General features: G+C 56.1%; 22 protein-coding genes and 1 pseudogene. 9 read left to right on the forward strand and 14 right to left on the reverse strand.

Annotated features, from left to right (window positions below):
- Positions 1–145: 145 nt before the first annotated feature.
- A complete protein-coding gene (locus QVP03_RS03890; RefSeq protein ID WP_022332287.1) occupies positions 146–1,450 on the reverse strand; it encodes a glycoside hydrolase family 2 TIM barrel-domain containing protein in 1,305 nt (434 codons plus the stop codon).
- Positions 1,451–1,571: 121 nt separating this feature from the next.
- Between QVP03_RS03890 and QVP03_RS03895 the strand changes: the two genes are divergently transcribed.
- On the forward strand, positions 1,572–2,024 hold the full coding sequence (locus tag QVP03_RS03895) for a type I restriction enzyme HsdR N-terminal domain-containing protein (protein ID WP_022332288.1): 453 nt from the start codon (positions 1,572–1,574) through the stop codon (positions 2,022–2,024).
- On the opposite strand, the gene QVP03_RS03900 is transcribed toward QVP03_RS03895, so the two are convergent.
- The 4 genes from QVP03_RS03900 to plsY all read right to left on the reverse strand — a co-directional run bounded on the left by QVP03_RS03900 (position 2,019) and on the right by plsY (position 6,530).
- Positions 2,019–2,762 carry a LytR/AlgR family response regulator transcription factor gene (locus tag QVP03_RS03900; protein WP_018695320.1) on the reverse strand — a complete coding sequence of 248 codons (744 nt, stop codon included), beginning with the start codon at positions 2,760–2,762 and terminating at the stop codon, positions 2,019–2,021. The genes QVP03_RS03895 and QVP03_RS03900 overlap by 6 nt on opposite strands.
- The gene (locus QVP03_RS03905; protein WP_288210628.1) at positions 2,755–3,825 is read right to left on the reverse strand and encodes a sensor histidine kinase; all 1,071 of its coding nucleotides are present in this window, start codon (positions 3,823–3,825) and stop codon (positions 2,755–2,757) included. Before QVP03_RS03905 ends, QVP03_RS03900 begins: the two co-directional genes overlap by 8 nt.
- Positions 3,826–3,998: 173 nt before the next feature.
- The gene (locus QVP03_RS03910) at positions 3,999–5,699 is read right to left on the reverse strand and encodes an AMP-binding protein (RefSeq protein ID WP_022332290.1); all 1,701 of its coding nucleotides are present in this window, start codon (positions 5,697–5,699) and stop codon (positions 3,999–4,001) included.
- 126 nt (positions 5,700–5,825) lie between these two features.
- Positions 5,826–6,530 carry a glycerol-3-phosphate 1-O-acyltransferase PlsY gene (gene plsY, locus QVP03_RS03915; protein ID WP_018695323.1) on the reverse strand — a complete coding sequence of 235 codons (705 nt, stop codon included), beginning with the start codon at positions 6,528–6,530 and terminating at the stop codon, positions 5,826–5,828.
- A 141-nt stretch (positions 6,531–6,671) separates the two neighbouring features.
- Between plsY and QVP03_RS03920 the strand changes: the two genes are divergently transcribed.
- From QVP03_RS03920 to QVP03_RS03930, 3 genes are read left to right on the forward strand one after another with little or no spacing between them, the layout of a single operon-like run.
- Positions 6,672–7,661: a YitT family protein gene (locus tag QVP03_RS03920; protein ID WP_117506571.1), complete on the forward strand. Its 990-nt coding sequence runs from the start codon at positions 6,672–6,674 to the stop codon at positions 7,659–7,661.
- The gene (gene miaB, locus QVP03_RS03925; RefSeq protein WP_390613183.1) at positions 7,658–9,034 is read left to right on the forward strand and encodes a tRNA (N6-isopentenyl adenosine(37)-C2)-methylthiotransferase MiaB; all 1,377 of its coding nucleotides are present in this window, start codon (positions 7,658–7,660) and stop codon (positions 9,032–9,034) included. Before QVP03_RS03920 ends, miaB begins: the two co-directional genes overlap by 4 nt.
- 24 nt (positions 9,035–9,058) lie before the next feature.
- Complete coding sequence (locus QVP03_RS03930; RefSeq protein ID WP_018695326.1) at positions 9,059–10,552, forward strand: DEAD/DEAH box helicase; 1,494 nt, start codon at positions 9,059–9,061, stop codon at positions 10,550–10,552.
- A 253-nt stretch (positions 10,553–10,805) separates the two neighbouring features.
- Here the strand turns inward: QVP03_RS03930 and QVP03_RS03935 are convergent, their stop codons facing one another.
- Positions 10,806–12,305, reverse strand: coding sequence for a catalase (locus QVP03_RS03935; protein WP_022332293.1), 1,500 nt, complete (start codon positions 12,303–12,305; stop codon positions 10,806–10,808).
- Positions 12,306–12,542: 237 nt separating this feature from the next.
- Here QVP03_RS03935 and QVP03_RS03940 point away from each other — a divergent pair, with 237 nt between their 5' ends.
- A complete protein-coding gene (locus QVP03_RS03940) occupies positions 12,543–13,376 on the forward strand; it encodes a helix-turn-helix domain-containing protein (RefSeq protein ID WP_022332294.1) in 834 nt (277 codons plus the stop codon).
- An 87-nt stretch (positions 13,377–13,463) separates the two neighbouring features.
- Complete coding sequence (locus QVP03_RS03945; RefSeq protein ID WP_022332295.1) at positions 13,464–14,057, forward strand: DUF417 family protein; 594 nt, start codon at positions 13,464–13,466, stop codon at positions 14,055–14,057.
- A gap of 245 nt (positions 14,058–14,302) precedes the next feature.
- On the opposite strand, the gene der is transcribed toward QVP03_RS03945, so the two are convergent.
- The gene (der, locus tag QVP03_RS03950; RefSeq protein WP_022332296.1) at positions 14,303–15,607 is read right to left on the reverse strand and encodes a ribosome biogenesis GTPase Der; all 1,305 of its coding nucleotides are present in this window, start codon (positions 15,605–15,607) and stop codon (positions 14,303–14,305) included.
- A gap of 477 nt (positions 15,608–16,084) precedes the next feature.
- On the opposite strand from der, the pseudogene QVP03_RS03955 reads away from it, so the two are divergent.
- Positions 16,085–16,521: pseudogene (locus tag QVP03_RS03955) on the forward strand (Arm DNA-binding domain-containing protein); the annotation flags it as partial.
- Positions 16,522–16,600: 79 nt separating this feature from the next.
- On the opposite strand, the gene QVP03_RS03960 reads toward QVP03_RS03955, so the two are convergent.
- The 7 genes from QVP03_RS03960 to QVP03_RS03990 all read right to left on the reverse strand — a co-directional run bounded on the left by QVP03_RS03960 (position 16,601) and on the right by QVP03_RS03990 (position 20,417).
- Positions 16,601–17,257 carry a hypothetical protein gene (locus tag QVP03_RS03960; protein ID WP_022332298.1) on the reverse strand — a complete coding sequence of 219 codons (657 nt, stop codon included), beginning with the start codon at positions 17,255–17,257 and terminating at the stop codon, positions 16,601–16,603.
- Positions 17,254–18,252 (reverse strand): XAC2610-related protein, encoded by a 999-nt coding sequence (locus QVP03_RS03965; protein WP_022332299.1) that lies wholly within the window; start codon positions 18,250–18,252, stop codon positions 17,254–17,256. Before QVP03_RS03965 ends, QVP03_RS03960 begins: the two co-directional genes overlap by 4 nt.
- Before the next feature lie 7 nt (positions 18,253–18,259).
- Positions 18,260–19,081: a hypothetical protein gene (locus QVP03_RS03970; protein WP_022332300.1), complete on the reverse strand. Its 822-nt coding sequence runs from the start codon at positions 19,079–19,081 to the stop codon at positions 18,260–18,262.
- A gap of 139 nt (positions 19,082–19,220) precedes the next feature.
- On the reverse strand, positions 19,221–19,634 hold the full coding sequence (locus QVP03_RS03975; protein WP_276791293.1) for a hypothetical protein: 414 nt from the start codon (positions 19,632–19,634) through the stop codon (positions 19,221–19,223).
- A gap of 20 nt (positions 19,635–19,654) precedes the next feature.
- A complete protein-coding gene (locus tag QVP03_RS03980) occupies positions 19,655–19,828 on the reverse strand; it encodes a hypothetical protein (RefSeq protein ID WP_022332302.1) in 174 nt (57 codons plus the stop codon).
- 11 nt (positions 19,829–19,839) lie between these two features.
- Complete coding sequence (locus QVP03_RS03985) at positions 19,840–20,208, reverse strand: hypothetical protein (RefSeq protein ID WP_022332303.1); 369 nt, start codon at positions 20,206–20,208, stop codon at positions 19,840–19,842.
- Positions 20,205–20,417, reverse strand: coding sequence for a 4Fe-4S binding protein (locus QVP03_RS03990; protein ID WP_117506581.1), 213 nt, complete (start codon positions 20,415–20,417; stop codon positions 20,205–20,207). The genes QVP03_RS03985 and QVP03_RS03990 overlap by 4 nt, the downstream gene beginning before the upstream one ends.
- Positions 20,418–20,725: 308 nt before the next feature.
- On the opposite strand from QVP03_RS03990, the gene QVP03_RS03995 reads away from it, so the two are divergent.
- Both QVP03_RS03995 and QVP03_RS04000 read left to right on the forward strand, forming a co-directional pair.
- Positions 20,726–22,069, forward strand: coding sequence for a toxin-antitoxin system YwqK family antitoxin (locus QVP03_RS03995; RefSeq protein WP_256166443.1), 1,344 nt, complete (start codon positions 20,726–20,728; stop codon positions 22,067–22,069).
- Positions 22,070–22,188: 119 nt separating this feature from the next.
- The coding region (locus tag QVP03_RS04000) for a hypothetical protein (protein ID WP_288210629.1) at positions 22,189–22,513 on the forward strand (325 nt) is incomplete at its 3' end.

Here is a 22,513-nt window from a genome sequence, read left to right on the forward strand (position 1 = left end):
CAACTGAGCTAAAGAGGCATCAATCGTTATCCGATTGCGAGTGCAAAATTAGTGATAATTTTTTTTATTGCAAAAAAATCCTGCAAAAAAATCGGGATTTTTTTGCAATAAAAGCTTTTCGCGTTATCGCAGAGCCACTTCGGGTTTATTGCATCTTCAGTTTGTCGCTGTTCCACTCTCCGGCGGCATCGGGATAGATGAACGGCCGCGGGTCGCCGGACTTCTTCATGTTCAGGTAACTTTCGTAGAGGTTGATGCCGTTGGCCGATTGCGTGGCCAGCGAAAAAGCGATTACCGACGGATGCCGTTTCGAGGCATGGTAGCTGTCCGCCGTACGTTCGACATATGCTCCCAGCCATTCCGGGGCGTTCGACGGATTGCCGCCGATCCGCCTCGATTCACCGCTGCTGCGGGTGTCGATCGGCGCCTGTACGATCACGTACATTCCCAGCGTGTCGCAGGTGTCATACAGCGTTGGGGACACCGACCCCGGGAGGAGTTTAAGCGTGTTGTACCCTTGTCCGCGCAATGCCGCGATCTCGTCTGCCGAGGCCTGGGCGGGAATCTCGCGCGTGCGGAGCGTGACGGGTGTGCCGTTCACCGCCAGCTGTCCGTTTTGCACCTCTACGGTGCGGAACCCCAGCGGGACTTCGATATATTCCATGTAGCGGCCTTCGTGCTGGGTTTTGACCCGCAAGGTGAAGCGTGTGGTCTTTTCCGGGTTCCAAAGCAGGCTGTCCGGAATACGTGCCAGGAACCGCAGGGTGTCCTCGCCGCGCATGTTGAGTTTGATGTCCTTGTAGCCCGTTGCCGAGGTCTTACCGGCTGGGGACAGCAATTCGTAGTGAACGCGCGACGTGCGCGGGTTGAGGGCTTCGCTCTTGACGACGAGTCCGACTTCGGCCATGACGTTGTCTCCCTCTTCGGTGCTGCGCCATGTCTTGGTGAGTATGTCGCGTACGCGCAATGTGGGCTGGCTCATGACCCATGCCGCTCCGATGGCCGGTGACGCGTCGTTTTTCCAGCTTTCGAGCCGTTCGACCTTCGACGGGGAACTGAGAATGACCTCCAGCGTGTTACGCCCCTCTTTGGCATGGCGCGTGAGGTTGAATTCAGCCGGGGCGTTGCAGTCGCTGTTGTAGGCTACCGCCTCGCCGTTTACGCGGATCTCATAGTCGGCCGATGCCCACCCGAGCCGGAACAATACCTGCCGGTTGGCCCAGGCGAACGGTACGGTGAAGTCCGTCGTGAAACTGTTCCCCTTTTGCGTCCATTCGTTCAGGCGCTTGAAATATTTGTTGTCGCTGCCGTCGGCCTCCGCAGCCTCCCGGGCGCTTGGGTAGACGAGCAGTTCACCGCGCATCGGTTCGCGGCCGTAGGTCGGAATATACTCCTGTGCCGCCAGCGTGCAGCACGAAAAAAGTGCTATGATCGAAAGAATACTCCTCATAAGGTTGTTTTTTTGTGACCATTCCCTTACGCCCGGCCAAACGAGTGCCCCGTGCGGCCCGGCGTATCGAAAATGTTCGTATATTTGTGCACGTAAAGATAGTAAATTTTCCGGAACTAAGATGTCTGCGCTCCCCAAACTCAATTTTCCTGCCATCCGGCTGCGTGCCCGCCGCCGCGAGGGACAGGTCGAGGTGTGGGATGACCTGCGGGGTATTTATCTCGTGCTGACCCCCGAAGAGTGGGTGCGGCGCCACCTGATCGCTTACCTCGTTTCGCACTGCGGGGTGCTGCCCAAGCGCGTCGTGCAGGAATATGCCGTGCCGGTCAACGGACAGCCGCAGCGGGCCGACGTGGTGGTGGTCGGCGACCGTGCCGAGCCGCTGGTGCTGGCCGAATGCAAAGCGCCGGAAATCCGGATCGGCGAGCGAACCCTGGCGCAGGCTGTGCGCTACAATTCGGTGCTGGGGGCGCGGTTCGTGATCCTGACCAACGGCCTGCGGCACTACTGCTGCGAGTACCGCGACGGCAAATACGTCCAGTTGTCGGGGATCCCCGATTTCTCGGCCCTATAAATTCTTGAAATTCGATTCGATGTAGTGCTGGAAACTCTCCTTGTAGTTTTCACCGATGGGGACGTATTCCGTATCGCTCAGGAACACGCGGCCGCGGACATAGCCTTTGATGCAACGCAGGTTGACGATGTAGGAACGGTGCACGCGCATGAACATATCCGACGGGAGTGCCGCCTCCATGTTCTTGAGCCGGAAAAGCGTGGTGATCGTCGTGCCGTCGGCAAGGTGCATCCGCACGTACTCCCCTTCGCTTTCCAGGTACACGATGTCGCTGATCTTGACCAGCGAAACCTTGTAATCCGCTTTCACGGAGATGTATTCCTTGTCTTTGGGCAGGGCTTCGGGGGTAGCCTCGGGTACTCCCGCACGCTGGTTGTGGCGCAGTTCGTAGAGCGAATTGGCTTTCCCCGCCGAGCGGCTGAAGTCGGCAAAACTGAAGGGTTTGAGCAGGTAATCCACGGCGTCGAGCTTGAACCCTTCGACGGCATATTCCGAGTAGGCCGTCGTGAAAATCACCATCGGCCTGTCGACCAGCGAACGGACGAATTCCACGCCGCTCAGGTCGGGCATGTTGATGTCGACGAATATCAGGTCTACATGCTGCGCGGCCAGAAACTGCTGGGCTTCGAGCGCGTTGTTGCACGTAGCGGCGAGTTCCAGGTACGGGATTTTCTCAATGTAGCCTTTCAGCTGGCGCAGGGCCAGCGGCTCATCGTCTATGGCGATACATTTAAGCATGGAGGGTAGGTATTACGAGTTTTACGGTATAGGTCTCATTGGTTTCCCCGATGTCGAGCGAATAGTTTTTCGGGCCGTAGATCAGCGAGAGGCGTTTTCGGACGTTCTCCAGCCCGATCCCGGCATTGTGCTTCTCCGCCTGCGGGGTGTGGAGGCTGTTGCTGATGGTGCTGACGACCTTGCCGTCGGCGTAGTCGATCCGCATGTGGATGAACGACGGTTTGCTGTAACTCACGCCGTGCTTGAAGGCGTTTTCCACGAATACGATCAGCAACAGCGGCGGGATGGAAACCTGGGGCGGCAGGTCGTGCGGGTATTCCACGCGAATGTCCACGGCGTCGGTGTAGCGGATGCGCATCAGCCCGATGTAATTCTGTACGAACTGGATGTCCCTGTTCAGGGAGATGATCTCGCGCCCCGATTCATAGAGCACATAGCGCATCATCTTCGAAAGCTCGATCACGGCGCTCTTGGCGTATTCGGTGTCGATGTCTATCAGGGCGTGGATGTTGTTGAGCGTGTTCATGAAGAAATGGGGATTTATCTGGTATTTCAGATAGTCCATTTCGGCTTCCAGGTTCTGGCGTTTGAGTTCTTCCATCTGCTGCTCGTCGCGCATCGACTGGTAAATGAGCTTGATACCCGTGTTGGCCCCCGTCATAAAGAATCCCAGCACGACGTTCCAATACATCTCCAGGTTCGAGAACGAGGCTTTCCGGTAGGCGTCGAACGCCTCGGGGTCGCCGTGGGGGAGGAAGTGGTCGGTGAGGTGCTCTTCGTAAACGTCCACCAGCCAGAATACGGCTATGATGAGCGCCAGGTCGCAGAGCAGGTAGGTCTTGTACTTGCGGCGCAGCATGAGCCGCGGGGCGAGGACGGAGTTATGGATGATGAAGATGATGAAGTAGGGGGCTATCTGCCGCCATGCGATGAGCACGTTCTCGAAACTGATGTGCAGTTCCGACATCATCTGCGAATTGAGCACCGGCACCAGGATGATGGCTGCCCACACCATCACGTAGAGCAGGTTTTCTCCGACGGTTTGCTTGCGGGTCATTTTCATGCCGTAAAGATAATAAAAAAAAGTTACCCGGTGCTCCCGGGTAACTTTCGTAAAAAAAGCAGGTAACCGAACTATTAGTGACGCCTCATTGTTGGAATGGATTCAGTGACTATGAAGAATTTGGGATAGAGAATCCAAGTGGTTACCTGCTGAGCCTTTATGTGTATGTTTTTTTATTTGTTCAGTAGCGACGGACTGTATAAATAACGTTTGATACTCCGTTTTGGTGTCTTTTCGAACTCCGTCGGATAAATTATTATTTCCGACACCCGTTCGTATGCCGCCAGGAGCGAGTTCAGTTCCGTGAGGTTGTTCTGCATGATCTGCGGCAGGTCGTTCTTGTCCACGCCTTCCGCCTCGGCCTGTTCGTAGTCGGGGACGACCATCGCCTTGAGCTTGCCGTTGCCCGAGTCGAGTATCAGGGATTCGAGTACGAGGTACATGTTGTTGAGCTTGTCCTCGATCTCCTCGGGATAGATGTTCTGCCCGCTTCCGGAGAGGATCATCGTCTTCGAGCGTCCGCGGATGTAGAGCGTCCCGTCCGGATCCATCGTGCCCATGTCGCCCGTGTGGAGCCAGCCGTCGGGTTCGAGTACCTTCTCCGTATCTTTTTCGTTCTTGTAGTAGCCTTTCATCACATGCTCGCCCCGCACGATGATTTCGCCGGCCACATGCTCCGGGTCGGGCGAGTCGATCCTGACGTCGAGCAGCCCTTTCAGGTAGCGGCCGCAGGAACCCGCCTTGAATTCGTTGTCGGGCGTGAAACTGATGAGCGGCGCGCATTCGGTCATGCCGTAACCGATGGTGATCGGGAACTTGATCTTCATCAGGAACGATTCGGTCTCCTGATTCATCGGGGCGCCGCCGACGATGAATATGTCGACGTTGCCGCCGAAGGCATCCAGCAGTTTTTTCCGGATCACCGAGTAGATGGCCGTGTTGAGCAGCGGAATCTTGACGGCGATCGACATCGGGCCTTTTTCGAGCATCGGCATCACCTGCTTGCGGTAGACCTTTTCGAGGATCATCGGTACGCAGCAGATGATCGTCGGCTTGACCACGGACATGGCTTCCAGCAGGATCTTGGGCGACGGGATTTTACCCAGCAGGGTGACGTGCCCCCCGACGGCCAGCGGCGAGAGGAAGTCGAAGGCGCAGCCGTAGGCGTGGGCCAGCGGCAGGAACGACAGCGTGCGTCCGCCCTTGCGGAAATAGTGGGTGCCGGTCTGCGTGTTGACCATGCCGCGGGCGAAACTTACGTTGCCCGTGAGGTTGTTCACCGTGAGCATCACTCCCTTCGAATAGCCCGTGGTGCCCGACGTGTAGTTGAGCAGGATGACCTCGTCGTTGGGGATCTCGGGGTACTTGATGTCGTTTACGCTGAACCCGCGCGGATATTTCGAACGGTAGTTTTTCAGGATATCGCGCTGGAACTTGGTGAGCGCCTTGCCGTTGCGTTCGTAGATGGCGTGGAAATCGGTGAGCGAAAACACGGCCTCGATCTGGCGTATCTGGTCTTCTTCGATGATGTCCCAAAAGTTGTCGCCCAGAAAGAGCAGCTTGCTCTCCGAGTGGTTGATGATGTGGATGATGTCGGCCGGAGCGAAATCCTGCAATATCGGGACGATTACGGCGCCGTAGGAGATCGTGGCGATGTAGGTGATGCACCACCGGGGATTGTTGCGCCCGATCAGCGCTATCTTGTCGCCCTTCTTTACGCCGGCCTTTTTGAACAGGAGGTGCAGCTTGGCGATCTCCTTGGCCATCTCGTAATACGAGAAGGTTTCGCCCTTGAAATAGTCGGTCAGTGCCGGCATTTCACGGTTCTCGCGGAAACTCGTCTCGTATATTTTTATCAGGTTTTCCTCTAACATGATTGCGTCCTAATGTCCGGTGCAAAGATAGACAAAAAAACGATTTTCCAGCAGGGTGCCCGCATTTTTTATCCTATTGTGCTTACTTTTTGCTCCAAAAAGTCCTGTGGGGCAGCTTCCGGAGCCTTATTTGTTTGCTCCCTTGTCCTTGGCTTCTTCCGGGTCGACTTTTACATGCCGGGGTTTCCAGATGTATATCTTCGATTCGGTGCCGGCCTTCAGCCGCTCGATGTTCTTGCGGTGGGTGTAAATCAGCAGGATGGCGATGATGAACGAAAAAACCACGAACGGCACCAGGTGGTTGACCTTCGGCGATATGAGCGTAAAGATCGGGAAGGAACAGCCTGCGACCATCGAGGCCAACGACACGTAGTGGGTGACCATCAGCACCAGGAACCATACGCCGAAGCAGAGCAGTACGAGCGGGGCGTTGACGCCCATGATGGCCCCGACGAGCGTCGCTACGCCCTTGCCGCCCCGGAAATTGGCGAAGATCGGGAAGATGTGTCCCACCACGGCGGCGAACACGGCGATGAAACGCAGGATGTAGAACCAGTTTTCATTGGCCCCGTCGGCGAATACGCTGTCGTATTTCATCAGGTCGATGATCGTCACCGCCACAAACCCCTTCAGAAAATCGAGCCCGAATACGGGCAGTGCGGCCCGCCTGCCCAGCACGCGCAGCATGTTGGTCGTGCCGGCGTTCTTGCTGCCGTATTCGCGGATGTCGATGCCGTAATATTTCTTGCCGATCCACACGGCGCTCGGAATCGAGCCCAGCAGATAGGCGATGATAATCATGGTGGTAGCGGTGTAATATGTGAGGATCATAACGGTTTTCCAAGGGTTTGTGTAATGCAAATATAATTAAAAAATCCGGAAACGGAAGCCCTGCGTGAAAAATCCGCGCCGTTCTGCTGGCGGATTCGGGGGAATATCGTATCTTTGCATACTTTAAATGTATAACAGGGTATGAATACGAAAGCATTACTGGAACCTATGGGCTCGTGGGCGTGGTGGCGCTCGTGGTTCCTGATCTTTTTCGGGTGTTCGGTCATGGGTGCCGGCTTCGTGCTGTTTGTGAACCCTTACAATTTCGTGCCGGGAGGCGTGTACGGTATGGGTATCGTGCTGCACAACATTTTTCCGTCGATCCAGGTGGGTACGTTCGGCTATATGTTCGACGTGCCGCTGATGCTCGTTGCGATGCTGGTTTTCGGCGGGCAGTTCGGAACGCGTACGGTGCTGGCCGCGCTCTATACGCCCGGCTTTATGAACGTGCTCACACGGCTGGTCTATCCCGACGCCGCGGCGGTCGAGAGCCTCGACCCGTCGCTGTTGCTGGGCGGGCGGCTCGACCTGTCGAACGACTTGCTGCTGACGTGCGTCATCGGCGCCGTCGTCATCGGCGTGGGGCAGGGCATCGTCGTGCGCCAGCAGGCGACCACGGGCGGCACCGACATCGTGGCGATGCTGTTGCAGAAATTCGCGGGTATCAAGTTCTCGTCGGGCATCTTCCTGGCCGACGGTTTCGTCGTGCTGTCCGGCCTGGCCGTCATCGGCTTCGGGCTGGGGACGGGCGAAGCCGCCTCGAACGGCTGGATGCTGACGCTCTATTCGCTCATCACGATTTATATCACCTCGCGTGTGATCGCCTACCTGCTCAACGGTGCGTCGTACGACAAGCTGCTCTTCATCATCAGCGACCACCATCAGGCGCTCAAACGCTTCATCATCGAAGACCTCGACCGCAGTGCGACCTACATCAAGTCGAAGGGGATGTATACGGACGCTTCGCGGGACATGATCTTCCTGGTCGTGAGCCGCAAGGAGGTGCACCTCGTGCAACATAAGATCAAAGAGATCGACCCGGCGGCGTTCGTAGTCGTGACCGATGCCTACGAGACGTTCGGCGAAGGGTTCAAACAGTTCCCCGACAAGAACGAGATACATGCGGAATAACGGAAATTTGGAACGTGGAATTTAAACTCAATACGAATACATTGCGCCCCCTGTCGGGCGCCGGACGCAAACTTTTCGTCGAAACCTACGGCTGCCAGATGAATGTCGGCGACACGGAAGTCGTGGTTGCCCTGATGCAGCGGGAGGGATACGTCTACACCGAGGATATCGGCCTGGCCGATGTCATCCTGATCAACACCTGCTCGATCCGCGACAATGCCGAGCAGCGTATCTGGGGGCGTCTGGCCGAGATGAAACGCTACCGCCGGGCCAAACCGGGGCTCGTCGTGGGCATCATCGGCTGCATGGCCGAACGCCTCAAGGAGAAATTGGTCGAGGGCCCTTACGGCGTCGACGTCGTGGCCGGGCCGGATGCCTACCGCGACCTGCCGCGCCTGGTGCGCGAGGCCGAGGCGGGCGGCAAGGGGGTGAACGTCCTGCTCTCCACGGAGGAGACCTATGCCGAGATCGCCCCCGTGCGGCTCGACCGCAACGGCGTGAGCGCCTATGTGGCCATCATGCGCGGATGCAATAATTTCTGTTCCTACTGTGTGGTGCCCTACACCCGCGGCCGCGAACGGAGCCGCGACCCGCAAACGATCGTTGCGGAGGCCCGCTCGCTCTTCGGGAACGGATACCGCGAAGTGACGCTGCTGGGGCAGAACGTCAATTCGTACAAGGCCGGCGAGGTGGACTTTCCCGAACTGATGCGCCTCGTGGCGTCGATCTCGCCCCTGCTGCGCGTGCGCTTCGCCACGTCGCACCCCAAGGACATGAGCGACCGCCTGCTGGAGGTCATGGCCTCGATGCCCAATATCTGCCGTGCCATCCACCTGCCTGCGCAGTCGGGTGCCACGTCGATGCTCGAACGTATGAACCGCAAATACACCCGCGAATGGTATCTCGGCCGCGTCGCCGCCATCCGCCGTTACCTGCCCGATTGCGCCGTCACGACCGACCTGATCGCCGGCTTCTCGGGCGAGACCGAGAAGGAGCACGAAGCGACGCTTTCGCTCATGCGCGAGGTGGGGTACGAGTTCGCCTACATGTTCAAATACTCGGAGCGTCCCGGGACTTTCGCGCACGAGCACCTGCCGGACGACGTGCCCGACGAGGTGAAGTCGCGGCGGCTTTCGGAGATCATCGCCCTGCAAAACGAACTGGGGCATGCGAGCAACCTGCGCGACGTGGGGCGCGAGTTCGAAGTGCTGGTCGAGGGGCGCTCGAAGCGCGACGAAAAGCAGCTCTCGGGCCGGACGTCGCAGAACAAGGTCGTGGTCTTCGACCGCGGCCGGCACGACGTCGGCGACTATGTGCGCGTGCGCATTACGGGGTGCACCCCGGCGACGCTGTTCGGAGAAGAAATCATTTAAGGATATAATAAACTGAAACGTAAGATGCGATTTGACGAACTCGATTTGGAGGATGAGATCCTCGACGGACTCGACGATATGAATTTCCAGGAGATGACTCCTGTTCAGGAACACACCATCCCGGTGATCCTGGAGGGCCGCGACATCATCGGTTGCGCCCAGACCGGAACCGGCAAGACGGCGGCCTACACGCTGCCACTGCTCAACAGGCTGTTGATCGAAGGCAACGAAGACAATGTGATAAAGTCGGTGATCATCGTGCCGACGCGCGAGCTGGCGCAGCAGATCGACCAGCAGTTCCAGGGATTTTCGTACTACCTGCCCGTGTCGACCACGGTCGTATACGGCGGTGGCGACGGCAAGGGCTGGGATGTGCAGAAGCGCGGTATGCTGATGGGTTCGGACGTGGTGATCGCCACCCCCGGGCGCATGATCTCGCACATCCAGAACAGCGGCATCGACCTTTCGCACGTCGAGTGCCTGATCCTCGACGAGGCCGACCGTATGCTCGACATGGGTTTCAGCGAGGACATCATGAAGATCGTCTCCTATATGCCCAAGGATCGGCAGACGATCATGTTCTCGGCGACGCTGCCCCCGAAGATACGTGAGATGGCCAGGACGATCCTGCGCAATCCCGCCGAGGTGAACATCGCCATTTCGAAACCCAACGAGGCGATCGACCAGTCGGCCTATGTCTGCTACGAGAACCAGAAGCTGGGCATCATCCGCGAGATGTTCGCCGAGCCGACCGATTCGAAGACGATCATCTTCTCGTCGTCGAAGCTCAAGGTCAAGGAGCTGGCGCACACGCTCAAGCGCATGAAACTCAATGTGGCCGCCATGCATTCCGACCTGGAACAGGCGCAGCGCGAGGAGGTGATGCTCGACTTCAAGAACAACAAGGTGTCGATCCTGGTGGCTACGGATATCGTGGCGCGCGGCATCGACATCGAGGATATCGGGCTGGTCATCAATTACGATGTGCCGCACGACCCCGAGGATTATATCCACCGTATCGGCCGTACGGCGCGCGCCGCGGCTACGGGCAGCGCCGTGACGTTCGTCAGCGAGGACGAGCAGGGCAAGTTCCATGCGATCGAGAAGTTCATCGAGAGGGATATCCGCAAGGCCGAATTGCCGGCCAGCGTGGGCGCGGGCCCCGTATACAATCCTGCCGTCAATAACGGCCGTGGGCGCGGTGGCCGTGGCGGAGGCCGTGGCCGCGGCGGTTCGAACGGCGGAAGCCGTGGGCGCGGACGCGCAGACAAGGGCGAACGCGCAGGGCGCGAACGCCGCAACGACCGGGAACGGGGTGCGGCGGCTGCCGAAAATCCCGGGATCGCAGTCCCTCAGGCGGCACCTGCCGATAACGACCACGCCTCCGGGCGCGGCGAAGGCAATCGTGGGACGCGTGACCGCAAACACCGCCATCGCGGGGGCAGGAACCGTCGCCGCGGCGATAAGCCTCAGGGCGGCGAAACCCCGCAGCCGGGCGGTAGCGTGCCCCGGGAGTAGTCCGTGCGGGATACACAGGGAGAGACGGCACGCTGGTTGCCGGGCTGAAGGTTTCCCTAACCGGCAGCAGCCGTAAATACCCCTGCATGGGTAAAATGCAAGGCCGGGCTTTCTGAAAGCCCGGCCTTGCCGTTATTGTCCGGCGGTTTTTTCGCCTGCCGGTTTCAGGCATCGGCCTGCCGTGGCCGGCGGTGGGGTGCGAACCGGTTTGCCGGAGCGGGCTGCGCGGATTGCCTGCGCGGAATTCCGCCGGTCATTTACGCGGATCCCACGAAGGATGCGCCGGGTCTTCGGCCCTGAGGGCCTCTTCGAGCGAGATGCCCAGCGCCTCGGCCACTCCCTTGCCGTATGCCGGGTCGGCATAGTAGCAGTGGCGCGTGTGGCGCTGCTTGATGAACAGCTCGGCATCGCCCATGGCGCGCGCCGTATTCTCGCAGGTGGCTTTCTGGTCTTCTGCCGACATCACGCGCCACAGCAGGCCGGGCTGCGTGAAATAGTCGCTGTCCAGTTCGCGCTCGTCGTAGTTGTAAACGTCGCCGTTCACGGCCAGGGGCGGCTCTTTGAGGGCGGGGGTGTCCTGCCATTCGCCGTAGCTGTTGGGTTCGTAACCCTTTGCCGATCCGTAGTTGCCGTCGGTGCGCATCTGCCCGTCGCGGTGGAAGGCGTGGATCGGGCAGCGGGGCCTGTTCACGGGGATTTCCGTGTGGTTCACGCCCAGGCGGTAGCGCTGTGCGTCGCCGTAGGAGAACAGGCGCCCCTGCAACATCTTGTCGGGCGAGAAGCCGATGCCTTCGACGATGTTCATCGGGTTGAACGCCGCTTGCTCGACATCGGCATAGTAATTCTCGGGGTTGCGGTTCAATTCCAGCACGCCCACCTCGTGCAGCGGGAAATCCTTGTGGTACCACACCTTCGTCAGGTCGAACGGGTTGAGCTTGTAGTTGCGCGCCTCTTCCTCGGTCATCAGCTGCACGTACATCGTCCAGCGCGGGAAATCGCCGCGTTCGATGGACTCGTAGAGATCCCTCTGGTGCGACTCGCGGTCTTTGCCCACAAGGGCTTCGGCCTCGGCGTCCGTCAGGTTCCTGATCCCCTGCTGGGTCGTGAGGTGGAACTTCACCCACGTGCGCTTGTTGTCCTTGTCATAGAAACTGTATGTGTGGCTGCCGAATCCGTGCATGTGGCGGTACGATGCCGGAATGCCCCGCGGTGACATGGTGATCGTCACCTGGTGCAGCGCTTCGGGCAGCAGCGTCCAGAAATCCCAGTTGTTGTTGGCCGAACGCAGGTTGGTGCGCGGGTCGCGCTTCACGGCATGGTTCAGGTCGGGGAATTTCAGCGGGTCGCGCAGGAAGAATACGGGGGTGTTGTTGCCCACGAGATCCCAGTTGCCCGCGTCGGTGTAGAACTTCATGGCGAAACCGCGGATGTCGCGCTCGGCATCGGCTGCGCCGCGCTCGCCGGCGACGGTCGAGAAACGCACGAAGCATTCGGTTTTCTTGCCGACCCGGGCGAAGATCGACGCACGCGTGTATTCGGTGATGTCCTGCGTCACCGTAAAGGTGCCGAATGCGCCCGAGCCTTTGGCATGCATACGCCGTTCGGGGATTACTTCGCGGTCGAAATGCGCGAGTTTCTCGAGGAACCACGGGTCTTGCAGCGTCACGGGGCCGCGGACGCCTGCGGTCTGGATGTTCTGGTTGTCGGCGATCGGCCGGCCGTTCTCAGCGGTAAGCTGTTTCTTTTTGTCCATGGGGTTTTTTTATTATGCGGGTTAGATTTTTTATAAATGTAAGTTATGTTTCACGGATTTGCAAATCGGTAATTCTGATGATGGTATAACCTGAAGTTATACAGGCCGAAAACCGTACCTTGACTGCCTCCGAAGGCGGATGCGATTTTTCGGCCCGAAATGCGGGTGTTTTTATTTTTGTGCATTATCTTTGAGATACCGCTTGCGATTGTTTCCCCGAACCTAAATCTCCGAACCATGGATCTGACATTCAGCACGCCCCTGAAAGGCAACCTCGTCCTGTGCAGCGACTACCGCGATGCCGCGCTGCATCGCAGCCCCGGGCTCTATAAATTCGTCTGGGTAAGGCGTGGATGCCTTTGGCTCGAAGTCGACCATATTCCCATGGAGCTCCGGGTTGGGATGCTGCTGCCCCTGACGCCGCTCCATACCCTCGACGTGACGCGCGCCGAGGGCGAATACCTGATCCTTGCTTTCGACAGCAATTTCTACTGCATTTTCGGTCATGACGGCGAGGTGTCGTGCAGCGGACTGCTTTTCAACGGCAGTTCCGAAGTGCTGCGGCTCGAACTCTCCGAAATGCGCACGGCCGCCCTGCAACGGGTGGTCGACGACCTGCGGGCCGAATACGGGGTAGTTGACGGTCTGCGCGAAGAGATGCTCCGCATGCAGCTCAAACGGTTTATTATCATATGTACGCGCATCGCGCGCGAGCATTTCTCCGTCGGTGCCGACCGTGAAAAACTCTTCGACACGGTGCGCCGCTACTATGTGCTGGTCGACGAGCATTTTCGGACGAAGAAACGGGTGCAGGACTATGCCGGGCTGCTCCACCGGTCGCCCAAGACGCTCGCCAACCTCTTCGCCTCGTGCGGGCAGCCCTCGCCGCTGAACATCATCCACGACCGGGTCAATGCCGAGGCGCGCCGCCTGCTGCTCTATACCCCGAAAAGCGCCAAGGAGATCGCTTACCTGCTGGGCTATGAGGATACCGCGGCTTTCAGCCGTTTCTTCGCCAAAATGAACGGCGAGAGCATCACCGGGTTCCGGCAGCGCGAAAAAAGGGAATAATTCCCAACATTTCCGGCATTCCTGCCATCGCGTGTGCGATCCTGAATGCAGACCTTTGCATCATCGGACAATTAACGAAAAACGAATATGATGCAAAGACTTTCCTGCCTGTTTTACGGCTTTCTGAAAATTGCGGCCAACGCGCAACGGCTCGGCCTGGGGATGATCCGGGTGGCTATCCTTATCATTTTTGTCTGGATCGGCGGACTTAAGTTCTGGAACTACGAAGCCGAAGGCATCGTGCCCTTCGTGGCGAACAGCCCCTTCATGAGTTTCTTTTACAACGAAAAAGCACCCGAGTACAGGGATTATAAACTCAAGGAGGGCGAATACGACGCTGAAAAACATGCGTGGCACGAGCAGAACAACACCTATGGCTTTTCCCACGGGTTGGGGTTGCTGATCATGGGGATCGGCATCCTGACCTTCCTCGGGTTCTTCTCGGCCCGCATCGGCCTGGCGGGGGAGGTGCTGGCAGTGATTATGACCCTCGGAACACTGTCGTTCCTGGTGACTACGCCCGAAGTCTGGGTGCCGGATCTGGGCAGCGGGGAATTCGGGTTTCCGTTGCTTTCGGGCGCCGGGCGGCTGGTGATAAAGGATACTGCGATCCTTGCCGGTGCCGTGGTGCTGCTCTCCGATACGGCGCGTAAGCTATTGGCGCGACGGCGGGAGGCGTAACGGAGTGTAAAAAGGGACGACACTGCATGTCGTCCCTTTTTGTTTTGTGCGAATGGCAGGAGCGAGGCCGGATTCCTCCGGTGACGAGACCGGGCGATGCCGTAGCCCATCCTTATTTCTGCCGGAAGTAGATTTGCATCGGCATCCCGGTTTGTAAAAGTCCCCCTTTGCCAAAGGGGGATTTAGGGGGAATGTCGAGGCCGGATTTCTCCGGTGACGAGACCGGGCGATGCCGCAACCCATCCTTATTTCTGCCGGAAATAGATCTGCATCGGTACACCGGAGAAATCCCAGTGGTCGCGGATGTTGTTTTCGAGGAAGCGGCGGTAAGGCTCCTTGATGTACTGCGGCAGGTTGACGAAGAACGCAAACTGCGGCGTCGGCGTCGGCAACTGGGTTACATATTTGATCTTGATGTATTTGCCTTTGGTCGCGGGGGGCGGGTAATTTTCGATCAGCGGCAGCAGGAAATCGTTGAGCGCCGAGGTCGAGATGCGGCGTTTGCGCGACTCGTAGACCCGGATAGCCGTCTGGAGTACGTCGAAAATGCGTTGTTTGCTCAGAACCGAGGTGAAGATGATCGGAATATCGTTGAACGGTGCGAGTTTCTTCTTCAGGAACTCCGTCCACTCCTTCATCGTATTGTTGTCCTTCTCGACCAGATCCCATTTGTTGACCACGATCACGCAACCCTTGCGGTTGCGGACGATCAGGTTATGGATGTTGAGATCTTGCGATTCGAGCCCCTGCTGTGCGTCGAGCATCAGGATGCAGACGTCGGAATTTTCGATGGCGCGGATCGAACGCATCACCGAGTAAAATTCGAGGTCTTCCATCGCCTTGCCTTTCTTGCGCATGCCCGCCGTGTCCACGAGGTAGAAGTCCATCCCGAATTTATTGTAGCGGGTGTGGATCGAGTCGCGTGTGGTGCCGGCGATCGAGGTCACGATATTGCGTTCTTCGCCCAGCAGGGCGTTGGTCATCGACGATTTGCCGACGTTGGGACGGCCCACGATGGTGATGTGCGGCAGGTTCTCCTCCTCTTCGACCACGGCCTCGGCGGGCAGCGCCGCGAGGATGGCATCCATCAGGTCGCCCGTCCCGCTGCCGCTCATCGAACTGATGCAGTAGGGGTCGCCCAGCCCCAGGGCGTAGAACTCGTGCGAAGAGTATATCTGGTCGTTGTTGTCGACCTTGTTGCAAACGAGGATCACCTTTTTCGACGTGCGGCGCAGGAGGTCGGCCATCAGCATGTCGAGGTCGGTGATGCCGGTCTTGACTTCGACCAGGAAGAGGATCACGTCGGCTTCGTCGATCGCCAGCAATACCTGGCGGCGGATTTCGTCCTCGAAGATATCTTCCGAATTGACGGTGTAGCCGCCCGTGTCTATCACGGAAAATTCCCGGCCGTTCCAGTCGGTCTTACCGTAATGGCGGTCGCGGGTGGTTCCGGCCGTGGCATCGACGATGGCCTTTCGCTGGCCTACCAGACGGTTGAAGAGGGTGCTTTTGCCGACATTCGGACGGCCCACGATTGCTACGAGACTCATACTTTATTTCTTTTTCCGCTGCAAAGATAAGAATAAAAAATGAGAGATTGAGCAGATGAGCGCAGGAAGGTTGTAAATAAGGGGTTTAGAGGAAAACGTATTGCAAAGACAAAGCCAGGCGAAACCGCCAAAAAGCCAAATGAAACCGGAGTTACGTTACTATCCCGTTACTCTTTTCAAAACGGCGGCGGAGATTTTGGGAGGCTTTCAAAACGCTGAATTACAAGCCTGATTCGGAGGATTGCGACTGCAAATGTAGCAGGATTTTCGGATTATGGGCAGCACACCTCGAAAAAAGTCGGTTTCCGAATGCTATTACACTGATTCGCTGTGTCTTTGCGTATCGATAAACAGCTCTGCAAGAAATATTTTTGCCGCCAAAGAAACGGCGGCGACCTCCTCCTTGCAGGGCATAGTATGCAAGCATATTCTGCTCCATCTGTGATCGGAGGTTGAACCCTAAAAAATTGTAGAGTTATGAGATCGACATTTAAAGTTTTATTCTATCTGAAACGCAACGCCACGAAAAAGAACGGGCTTGCTTCGGTGATGTGCCGGATTACGGTAAACGGTAAAATCGCACAGTGCAGTTGCAAGCTGGACGTGGAGGAGAAATCATGGAGCGTGGAGTTCGGCCGCGGGCCGGTCGCAGCGTGGTGGCGCAGGAGGACAACCGGATGCTGGATAAAATCCGTGTGGGTATCAATCAGGCCTACCGGAAGATCGCCGACCGGGATAACTATGTAACCGCCGAGAAAGTGCGTAACGCCTATCTGGGATTGGGTATGAACCATGAAACGCTGCTGGCGGTATTCCGGTAGCATAACGAAGATTACGAAAAGCAGGTGGGCAAGCTCAAAAGCCTGCGCAGCTATTGGAAATACTGCACCGTGTATAACCACCTCACGGAGTTTGCCGGAAATCAGTCCGGCGGGCTATGCGATCAATCCGGCCCGCGACCTGCCGCCGCGGCATGCGGGGCAGCCGCCTGCGTCATGGCCGGATGGATTCTTCCGGTTCATTTTCAAAAGAGAATTTCATCGAATATCCGATCCAGTAGCTTGTGCCAGAGGGGCTTTCCTTTTTTTTCAGATAATGTATCGTCTGATCGTCGAACCAGTAAACGCCCTCTATCATGGTCGGGCAGACTCCTCTAAGATGTGAAACCCATTTATCACCCTGCTTTACCTCCAAATAAATCTCCGTTCCTGCTTCGACGTCAAATGTTCCAAAGCGATAGCAACCCGACGGAGAATAGACAAAAGTAGAGGGATTGACGAAGATCTCTTCCAAAGTTTCCAAATCATACGCAAAGGCATAGCCATGCCCGCCCGTGGTCATCACATAGTTCAGTTCAGGACAATATTCGTAAGCCACAACATCGTCCGTAACAAAATCGTCAGGTGTCCGATACTGACCGAATTTACCCGAATTCATAAGCCGCTCGCTTTTCATCAGCACTTCGGTGAATTTGTCCTCGGCCTGCTTCCCGTAGTAAACTTTATACGGAGATTTTTTGACCTTTCCGTAATCGTAAACCCCTATATCCAGCGCCTTCTTCGTTATGCGCAGGCACTTTGTTCTCTGCGCGTGCAGCGCAGAGAAAAGCAAAGACAGCAACACACTCAATAAGACCGCAGTTCTTTTCATTCCGTTGTTTTTTTCAACATGAATTCCCGTTCCTCTTTCCCGCGCAGATAATATACCTCGATAACGTCTGGATACCGGAGCGTCACCACATACTCCCCGTCGGCAACGCCCTGACGCATTTCGTTATAGAACAGGCGGCGTGTATCGGGATCGCCGCCGCTGCCTGGCTCTACGGTTTGAGAATGATTCAGATACAGGGGTATCCGCTCCTTCTGATCTTTATACTGAACAAAACCGCCTGCCATATCTTCATCGTAAATCGCAAGCCTCAGCCGGCAAGTATCTTTCGATCCGACGGATTCCAATTCCACATCGATATAGCTGTCGGGATAGCAATCCTCTTCTTCGAAGACCGGATATCCATCTTCGTCCTCCAAATACGTGCCCTTTTCTTCTACCTCTACCCAGGTCAGGCAGTGCTGTTCGATAAGCACCGCCCGGTTATCCACCAGTTTGTAGATTTGCTCCATCTTTCTACTTCCGGCGCAGCAATAGTTCGTCGAAGTGATCGTTTTGGAAACGTCGTTAAATTCCAGGTTGGTTCCGCCGATATTACTCAGGAAAAAAGTGCCGGTTCCGGGATCGAACAGAAAATAAACACTCGATGTATTCCCACTCGCATATACCCCTTCCAACATGGAAAAATCGTCGTAGCCGTCGAAATTGTAGTCATCGACACAAAGCATGTCACCCACACCCCCTTCTTCGTCTGGTGCCAGGTCGATTTCCTGCAGGAGCCGGCGCGTGGTTTTATCGAGCACCTGAACACATATCCATCGATTGTAGTAATCGACTGTATCCTTGGATGTTACCAGTTGCAGTATACGGGAATCGATTTGTGCTTCATCAATAATTTTGTTTTGCCACCCGCCGCTATCGAACTCTTCGGGAGTACGAAACTCCGTGAAGCGCGGCATCGCGGAATTCTCCTGCGCCTGCAGTCCGGGCAGGAACAGGGAAATCAACAGGCTCAATAGAAGTGCTGTTTTTTTCATAGGATCGTTATTTTACGATAATCTCCATTTCACCGTAGAGACGGCCTCCTTCCGTGTAGGAATCGGGGCATGTATACAATACCGTATTATTGTCCGTCCACGACCAGTCCGTACCGTAGTACCAGCACAGAATCACATGTTGTACACGTTCGAAATTTAAACCGTCGCCGTCGTCCGTCCACGACCGGAGCAAATTCTCGGTATAAAACAAATCGCCGATATGCTCGTACCGTCTCTTTTCCTTGTTCCATTTCTCTAAAAAATAGCTGTAGCCGTCTCTCGCTATACAGTCGGGACCATCGGCATTGATCCGCAACTGTTTGTCGGGCGAAACAGACCACTCCTCTGGGCTTATATTTCCGTTCCACTCTTCCGAATTGGTGTTGAAGTCGACCTTACTGTAACCGCCGGCAGAATCGAAACACAATATCCTGAGCTCCGGATAGTAGGCGTAAAAGACGAATTCCAAATCCAAGTACTCCTTGTACTCTTTGGTTCCGTCGTCGAAAGTGATTTCAAACTCCTTGACAATACGGCCCCCATAATCTTTGGGGATAACCTTCAGTCTCCGGCCGAGGATTTTCTGCACTTTGGCAAGATCCTCGATTTTCCGGTAAGGTTTATGCCGCAAGTGTTCCGCCGCCTGTTTCCGGGTTTCATATTCCTCTTTGGAGATCGATCTTATCCGGATGCTGAGGCTGTCGTTGATCCGTATTTCCAGCGGTTCGGATATTGTTTGATCGTAATCGGCATACGCCGCGCCGCGCAACACGGCGGGCGTGACGAGGCACAACAGTGCCGCGACGGATAAAATGGAGCGTAAGAACATGTTTGCATGTTTAGTGTTTATATGCCCAATATATGGATTTTTTCGGACAAACAGCAAACATTTTCCAACTTTTTGAACACAAATCAGAGCTGCAGGAAACGAAAATGGGAGGGCAGGCGGCGGCAAAAGCCTTTTTTTATCATATGCCCAGCCCGAGGCCCCAAATCCATTTGTCGACGGCGTCTTTCGAATTGCGCACCGCACCGCCGCGGACAGGAAGCCCGCCGGCAACGACGGACGCCGGGGAGAGAGGCGCCCCGAAGCGGTCTATGTAGTTCTGTGTCGCCGCCTCGGCCATCACGGCCTTGAGGGGCTCGGCGACCTGGAGTTTCACGGCGGCCGTCTCCATCTCGTACTGTTCCGTTGAGATCATCTCCTTGACGCGGGCCATCATGCGGGGCTGGAGCAGCAGGCTGCGAGCCTGTGCCGAATCCCGCATCGATGCCGTGCCGCCGAAGATCTTACGGTAGCATTTGAGGATCTGCCCTGCGAACTCCATTCCTCCGTGGACATAGAGGTCGCAGAAAGCCTCCTCCTGTGCGGTCAGTTCCATATTCTGTTGTGTATCTTCGTTCATGGTGTCTCTTTGGGAAGAATAGGCGTTTGTACGGCCGGTTGTTGAGCAAGCGATACTTTCTGCGCCAACAGTTGCTCCATCAGCTCCGCGCCGTCGTAGTTCATTGCACCGTAGGTCATGCGCTCGTCCGTGCGGAAGGTCACATTCTTTGCCTGTTCATTACTATACATCGGTTCAGATTTTAAAATGGGTGCGTGTTTTCTCCGCCTGCCGTGTGTCGGCGGCACCGTTCGCATAATTCCCGCATCCGGCGGCGGATGAACTCCCGCTTTTCGCTGTGCGACATGCCCCTCATAGCCTCGTGCAGGCGGCGGTGCTCCCGGCGCGACATGTGCGGACGGCCGAAACCTCCGCGGCCGAAGTATCCGAAATGCCCGAAGAGCAGCCGCAGCAGTACCAGCAGGCCCAGCGATTGCCCGTGGTTGATGGCTTTCCAGCCCACGATCTCGGGAATCAGCGCATTCCACAGCCACATGGTCACGGCGACGCCCAGGGCGAGCGGAACCACGCCTCTCTGGGCGTATCCTGCAATTTTTAGTTTTTCTTTCATGCTATTGGTTTAAGTAAAATCGCATTGTTCGGGCATCGCCGTTCGCACCGTCCGCATTCCGTGCAGCGCGAAGCGTCTGCGACGTTGACGAAGCGGCATGTGCCGTTGTCGACCAGCTTGAGGATCCCGCTGTCGCAGACTTCGGTGCAGTAACCGCATCCGGAGCAGTCGAAGGTGTAAAGTACGGTCTTTCGTTTTTGTGCTGTCATTGCCGCTGCGTTCTACTTATGCAGACGATCCGGCAGCCCGGATATTTTAAATCCTGCGTAAAGTTTGCGAATTTTCCGGAGTGTTCGGGGAAAGTGCATAGAAAGCAGCGGCCCGCAAGGAGTGCTGCATACGTTTTCCGGGAATGTGTATGCCTCCGATCCGGTTTGCGGAAAAAGCGTAAAATAATGACGAATAATAACTAATTGATCCGAATGGATAACAACCGGAGGTAATTTTTAATTTATCTTTATATGCCGGGACAGTGTCCCCGGAAAACCCGTAAAAAAAATCTTTACCCCGACCTAAAATGAAAATGAAACTCCTCTTCTTCTTTGTGACCGCGGCAGTCTATCCGTTGTTGGTAGGAGCCGTTGCGCTGATTGTCCGGCTTATAAATTTCAGTGCCGGAACCGACCCGGCCGGTGCGGGCATGGCCAGGGGTTTTACGTTTATCTACTCAAGCATCTTCGTATGCATCGTCTGGTTCATTCTCTCTATCGTCCTGGCACAGGTATACTTCCGTGCGTGGTGGATCGGCCTTCTTGCGCCGGTAACGGTAGCCATAATCTTGCAGGCGATCTTTTTCGGCCAGAACTACATCCGGGATCATGTGCCCCATTCCTACACGGAATACGATGCGGACGGTAATGTTTGCGAAACCGGGAAAAAACTCAGGTTCCGAAGGCACGGTAAGATTACTGAATACCGTTCCGACGGCACGGTCTGGTCTGTCGAAACTTACCGGCATGGGGAACCGGACGGCCCTTGCGAGTTCTTCTACCCTGATGGCAAGATGATGGCCAAAGGCCGTGAAAAAGGCCACGACCGGAAACTGACGGGGATTCCCGACGGTACGTGGAGCTACTACCGCCAAGACGGCAGGCTGGACGACAGGCGGATCTACGAAAAGGGCGAACTGCTCAGCTCCGAAAAATACCTCTACTATTGCGACTCCGCCGGGCTTATCTGCACGATCGCGGATCGCAGGCCCTTTACGGGCAGACTCGAAAAGACCGGAATTGTAAGAAAGGCCTTTTTCCCGAATCTCTTTACGACACAGGTCAAAGAAGGGGTATGCGACGGCGGGTATTGCGAATATTACACCATAGACGGCAGACTGACCGTTGCCAAGACTGCGACTTACATCGACGGAAAGCTCGACGGCGCCGTGAAAACATATCACCCCAACGGACAGCTGAGAAGCGAGGGTTTCTATGCCGGAGGAGAGACCCAAGGCCGATATACGACCTACCATGCCGATTCGACGGCGTTCCGGCCGCATGGAAATATCGAATATTGCTGCGACTATCTCGACGACGAACGCTATGGTACGGCCCGTTGGTACGATGAGGACGGGAGACTCAGAATGGAGGAGGAGTATGTCGAAGGCAAACTCGAAGGCGCTGTAAAACGCTATGACAGCCACGGAAAACTCCTTTCGGTGTATACCTATCGTGATGACAGAAAAGAAGGACCCTATGAAACGCATGACAGCGACGGATGGTATTACAAGGGGCGCTACAAGAACGACAAGCTGGTTTACCGTGAAACGTATCGTTCCGACGGCTCGCTGAGTTCCACCTCCGAATGGACAGACGACGGCGGATTTATCCAAAATAATTACGATAAAAACGGGGAACTCATCAAATGATATTTATTGCCCTCCCTGGTTAAGGTGCATAAAAAAGCAGCAGTCCCATCGAGGCGCAGGGAAGATTTTTCGCCAAACCGCAAGACGCGACCTTGTACGTGAAGACCTCGTAAACATCTTTGCACCTGCAACGTAACGACGCCACAATACGATGGGAAGACAGCAAAACCGGAGGTAAACGAATTGTTAGGCAGATTCAAGACGGTAAGAATAGTGCCTGCGCTATTCGCAATATAAAGGGCGGAGCCCCCCCCCGAAAAAGAAAAACTCTCCGCTTCGCAAGAAGCGGAGAGCCTTTATACGGTTATGCCATTGTTGGAGAAAAGACTGGAGAACGGATTATAATGTACGGATATCTTTTGCCATATCCGATTTTGATTTATATTTGCATAGAGTTGTTTGACGAGATACAAGCGCAGCGGTTCATCGCAGTTGCATTGTTGC

Source organism: Alistipes sp. CAG:29 (assembly GCF_000435435.1).
Taxonomy (GTDB): Bacteria; Bacteroidota; Bacteroidia; order Bacteroidales; family Rikenellaceae; genus Alistipes; species Alistipes onderdonkii.